Here is a 4,646-nt window from a genome sequence, read left to right as displayed (position 1 = left end):
AAAAGTCATGATAGCACAGTTTAAAAAATTCAAGCAATTAGTAAGAGGATTTCATGAAAACCTTCTTGCGATTTGGTTCGGTTTAGAGGTAAGATTGTTGCCCGTAAGTAGAAAAAAGGTTTTTTAAACCTTTCCTGTGTGCCCTCTGTGGCCAATCGTCTTTTTATAATTTAGAAAGGAGGAGACATGATGCTTGATAAATTCAGCCTGCAAGGGAAAAGTGGAATTGTAACCGGTGGGGGGACAGGCTTGGGCAAAGGCATGGCAACTGCGGTTGTCCAGGCAGGGGCAGAAGTCTTGATCGTGGGAAGGAGGAGGGGAGTTTTAGAGAAAACGGCTGAAGAACTGAAAAAGTACGGTGGGTCAGCCGTTCCCTTCCCAGCAGATCTATCTAAGATGGAAGATATTCCCCGGGTCGTAGAAAAGGCGATAAAAGAGTTCGGCAAGGTTGACTTCCTGATCAATAATGCCGGCACCATCCGCCGTGCTCCGTGCGAAGAGTTTTCCGAAGCGGATTGGGATATCGTCATGCAGACAAATCTCAAAGGCCCTTTTTTCCTGGCCCAGGCTGTGGCCAAAACGATGATCGCAGCGAAGCGCCCCGGGGCGATTGTTAACATTGCTTCTCTGATCGCCTTCATCGGCGGGAAGAATGTTCCATCCTATGCGGCCAGTAAAGGAGGGATTAACCAGGTCACGAAATCCCTGGCCAATGGCTGGGCGCAATACGGAATCCGGGTGAACGCCATTGGACCCGGGTGGTTCACTACCGATTTAACCGAAGCCCTCCAGAAGGATAAGGAACGTTATAAAGACATTGTCAGCCGTATCCCCTTAGGTCGCTGGGGAAATCCGGAGGAATTGGGAGGGGTGGCCGTCTTCCTGGCTTCCGATGCCTCCAGTTATATAACCGGGCAGACCATCGTTGTGGATGGAGGGTGGATGAGCAATTAAGGGAGATGGGGAGATCGGGGGACAGGGAGATGTGGCCTAAAATCCGCCCCTCGGGGGATAGTGCGGTCCTGGTGGAGTTTGAAAACCGGATTGATCCTGAGGTCAACCGGTCCGTGCGCTCCCTGGCGTTGGCCATCGAATCCGAAGCACTTCCGGGGATCAAAGAAGTTTTGCCCGCTTACCGGGCTCTGATGGTGGTCTATGATCCACTGGAGATTGAATATCGGCCTTTAGAAAATAAAATATATTTTTGGATAAAAAAAGCTAAAAATATAGATCTTCCTCCTGGGCGATTTTTCCGATTACCCACAGTTTATGGGGCATTACATGGGCCTGACCTCCAGCGGGTCGCTGAAACCACGCATCTTTCACCAGAAAAAGTGATTCAAATGTTTTCCGAAACCCGTTTTATGGTTTATTTTATCGGGTTTATCTGCGGCCTGGCTTATCTTGGGGGGCTTCCCGAATCACTCCGGGTCCCCCGTCTGGCAACTCCCCGGACCCTCGTGCCCGCGGGTTCGGTGGGGCTGGCTGGCGGGCAGGCGAATGCGATTTCAACGGATCAACCTTCCGGCTTCAATTATATTGGACGAACTTTTGTCAACCTTTATACCCCCCATCTTTTTCCCCCCGTTCCTTTTTTATCGGGAGATGAAATTCAGTTTATACCGGTGGCTGAAGAAGAGGCCATGAAGGCTAAGGGTAAGCTGGCGATGGATTTTCTATGAAAGCCTTTGAAGTTTCCAATCCGGGCATCTTCACCACGATTCAAGATCTTGGCCGGCCAGGGTATATGAAATATGGTACGCCAGCTTCAGGCGTAGCTGATAGCTTTTCGGCCCAAGTGGCCAATTTGCTCGTTGGCAATCCTCCGGGCGCAGCCCTTTTGGAAATCACCCTTTTCCGGCTTGAACTTCTGGCTCTAAATGATCTCATCATTGCCGTGACCGGTGGAAATCTTTCACCTAACTTAAATGGAAAATCTTTACCCATGTGGCAGGCCTTGGCTCTGCGGGAAGGCGAGCGGGTGGCCTTCCGGGCAAGGAAGGAAGGATTTCGAGCCTACCTGGCGATTCAAGGGGGGTTTTCTGGGAGGGAATTTTTAGGCAGCCGTTCGGTTTTCGTTCGCGGCTTGATGGGCAATGTACTGCAAACGGGTGAGATCCTGGAAATCGCCAACCCAGTCACGCAATCCATCCCCTTTAGAAAAATTTTACAAGAAATGATCCCCATCTTTTCTAATAAAAATATCTTGCGGGTGATCCTCGGCCCGCAGGATGATCGCTTTACTCAGAAGGGAATGGAAACGTTTCTTTCATCGGCATACCGGGTGAACTCCCAATCGGACCGTATGGGGTATAGATTGGAGGGCCCAACGATCGAGCACCTGCAAGGTTCGGATATCATCTCCGAGCCCATCGCCCGCGGGGCGATCCAGGTTCCGGGAGATGGATTGCCTATCCTTTTGCTCTGGGATGCTCAGGTTTCCGGAGGTTACACCAAGATCGCCAATGTGATCTCTGCGGATCTGGGCCGCCTGGCCCAAGTCATGCCCGGGGAAAACTTGCGTTTCCAATCAGTAACTCTGGAGGAAGCCCATCAGGCGTTGCGAGAAGAAAAGCTTCGGTTTGAACGGGTAGAGAGAGAGATCGAAAGACAAGGTTGATAACATCATCCCCAAGAGAATAAGGGCACCGGTCCCAAGCCGATGCCCATAATATTGGCCGCCGATTACTTGCCGCGGACGTGCTCCACCCATTTCTTGGCTACTTTGAAGCTTTCCCAATAATATTTTACAAACTCCTCGCCTATCATGATCTTGACCGGCATGCCGGCACCCTCCAGCTTGTCCATGTGCTCCTTGGTCATCATGGCCTCCTTGAAGACCTCCTGAAGCTTCTTCTGGATGGGTTCCGGGATCCCTTTCGGACCCGCGATCCCCCGGGTGGAGGCGGAAAGAACGGTGGGGAAGCCCAGCTCTGCGGTGGTGGGCAAATCAGGGTAGAACTTAGTCCTCTCCTTATCCATGATCGTCAACATACGGATCCGGCCAGACTTCCACTGGGAATAATTATCAGCAACGGTACAGAAGAGGACATCCACATGCTTTCCGAGGAGGGCGGTGATGGCGGGCGCGGCCCCATCAAAATAGACCAGCCGCAATTTTACCCCCGCCGCTTCCGCAAACTGCAGATAGCCGATCTCATCATCCTGGAGGTAGCCGACAATACCAGCCGCAATTTGGCCGGGCTTCTTCTTGGCGTCTTCCATCAGGTCTTTAAGGGTCTTCCAGGGGCTGTCCGGTCTGACGGAGATAGTGGTAGGATCAAGGGCCTGGCTGATGATGGGGACGATATCCTCGGCCTTGAAGGTAGCTTTGCGCTCCGGGTCTAAGATAGCGGTGAGAAGATGGGGCAGGTTGATGCCCCCGAGATAATAGCCGTCGGGCTTTTGCCTGGCGAGTTCGGTCCAGCCCACTTGCCCTCCGGCACCGGCCTTGTTGACTACCACGATCGGTTGGCCGATTTGCTTCTCCGCGATGGCCGCCACGATACGGGCTCCCACGTCGGAGCTGCCCCCGGCCGGATAGGGCACCTGAAGCGTAATCGGCTTGGTGGGATAATCCGCGGCGTAGGCGCTGCCAACAAATAATGCCAACGACAACGCTGCTAAACTGAAGATAACTCTCCCTTTCATTTTGGTTCCTCCTTTTTTATAAAATTCGCATAGCGCAAAAAAACTTTACCTATCTGGCCTTTCGGGCTGCATCCACCAATGGCTTGGCCCTATCGTGCAGCTCCCGGCAGTACTTGCCGTACTCGTCCCCCATCATCATCTTGATGGCCAGGCCTGCCTTGTCCATCTTCTCCATGTGCTCTGGGTTCTCTATGGCCTTCTTGAAGACCGCCTGGAGCTTTTTGACAATAGGCTCGGGGAGGCCCTTGGGGCCGACGATGCCCCGGGTGGAGGAGGAGATGACAGCAGGATAGCCCTGCTCCACCGAGGTGGGCACATCTGGATAGAACTTGGACCTCTCCTTGTCCATCACCGCCAGGACCCTCAATTGACCCGCCTTCACTCTTGGCGTTAGGCCGCCTACATTCAAGAAGCTGACATCGATCTGCCCTCCCAGGAGGGCCGTTACCTGCGGAGTATCCCCCTCGAAGTGGACGATGCGCAACTTGACCCCTGCCGCCTCTTCGAGCATCAAGATGGCTAGGTGGTCATCGCCGAGGATGCCCGTCGTACCCACTTTGATCTCCCCGGGACGCTTCTTGGCCTCAACAATCAAGTCTTTGAGGTTCTTATAGTGGCTATCAGGCTTTACGTATATCACCCCCGGGTCCAGGACCTGATTGATGATAGGGGTGAAGGTGTCAATGTCGAAAGTGGCTTTGCGGTCCGGGTCCAGGATGATTGTGTTGAGGGCCGGGAGGTTTATCAAGCCGATGTAGTAGCCGTCGGCCTTCTGTTTGGCCAGCTCCGTAAAACCCACCTGTCCCCCAGCGCCAGCTTTGTTGAGCACCACGATGGGCTGGCCCAGCTCCTTCTCCGCGATAGATGCCACGATACGAGCCCCCACATCGGTGCTGCCTCCTGCCGGATAGGCCACCATAAGCATAACAGGCTTAGTGGGATAAGTTTGCGGGTAGGCGCTGACCCCAAGTGCCAATATCAACACCGCTACGAGA

At 53.4% G+C, this 4,646-nt stretch carries 5 protein-coding genes; 3 read left to right on the top strand and 2 right to left on the bottom strand.

Annotation, left to right across the window (positions count from 1 at the left end; all coding sequences use genetic code 11):
• Window positions 1-186 precede the first annotated feature (186 nt).
• The 3 genes from Q7V48_13560 to Q7V48_13550 are packed head-to-tail and all read left to right on the top strand — an operon-like array spanning window position 187 to window position 2,620.
• Window positions 187-954 (top strand): glucose 1-dehydrogenase, encoded by a 768-nt coding sequence (locus tag Q7V48_13560; protein ID MDO9211753.1) that lies wholly within the window; start codon window positions 187-189, stop codon window positions 952-954.
• 29 nt (window positions 955-983) lie between these two features.
• A complete protein-coding gene (pxpB, locus tag Q7V48_13555) occupies window positions 984-1,682 on the top strand; it encodes a 5-oxoprolinase subunit PxpB (GenBank protein ID MDO9211752.1) in 699 nt (232 codons plus the stop codon).
• Window positions 1,679-2,620 carry a biotin-dependent carboxyltransferase family protein gene (locus tag Q7V48_13550; protein MDO9211751.1) on the top strand — a complete coding sequence of 314 codons (942 nt, stop codon included), beginning with the start codon at window positions 1,679-1,681 and terminating at the stop codon, window positions 2,618-2,620. The genes pxpB and Q7V48_13550 overlap by 4 nt, the downstream gene beginning before the upstream one ends.
• Window positions 2,621-2,685: 65 nt before the next feature.
• Here the strand turns inward: Q7V48_13550 and Q7V48_13545 are convergent, their stop codons facing one another.
• Entirely contained in the window at window positions 2,686-3,651 is a 966-nt protein-coding gene (locus tag Q7V48_13545; GenBank protein ID MDO9211750.1) for a tripartite tricarboxylate transporter substrate binding protein, read from the bottom strand.
• A 49-nt stretch (window positions 3,652-3,700) separates the two neighbouring features.
• Window positions 3,701-4,646: tripartite tricarboxylate transporter substrate binding protein (locus Q7V48_13540; GenBank protein ID MDO9211749.1), on the bottom strand; the 946-nt coding region annotated here is incomplete at its 5' end.

The sequence above is a fragment of the Deltaproteobacteria bacterium genome (assembly GCA_030654105.1).
Taxonomy (GTDB): domain Bacteria; phylum Desulfobacterota; class SM23-61; order SM23-61; family SM23-61; genus JAHJQK01.
Note: the sequence above shows the minus strand (reverse complement) of the source record. Positions and strands in the feature narration are given on the sequence as shown.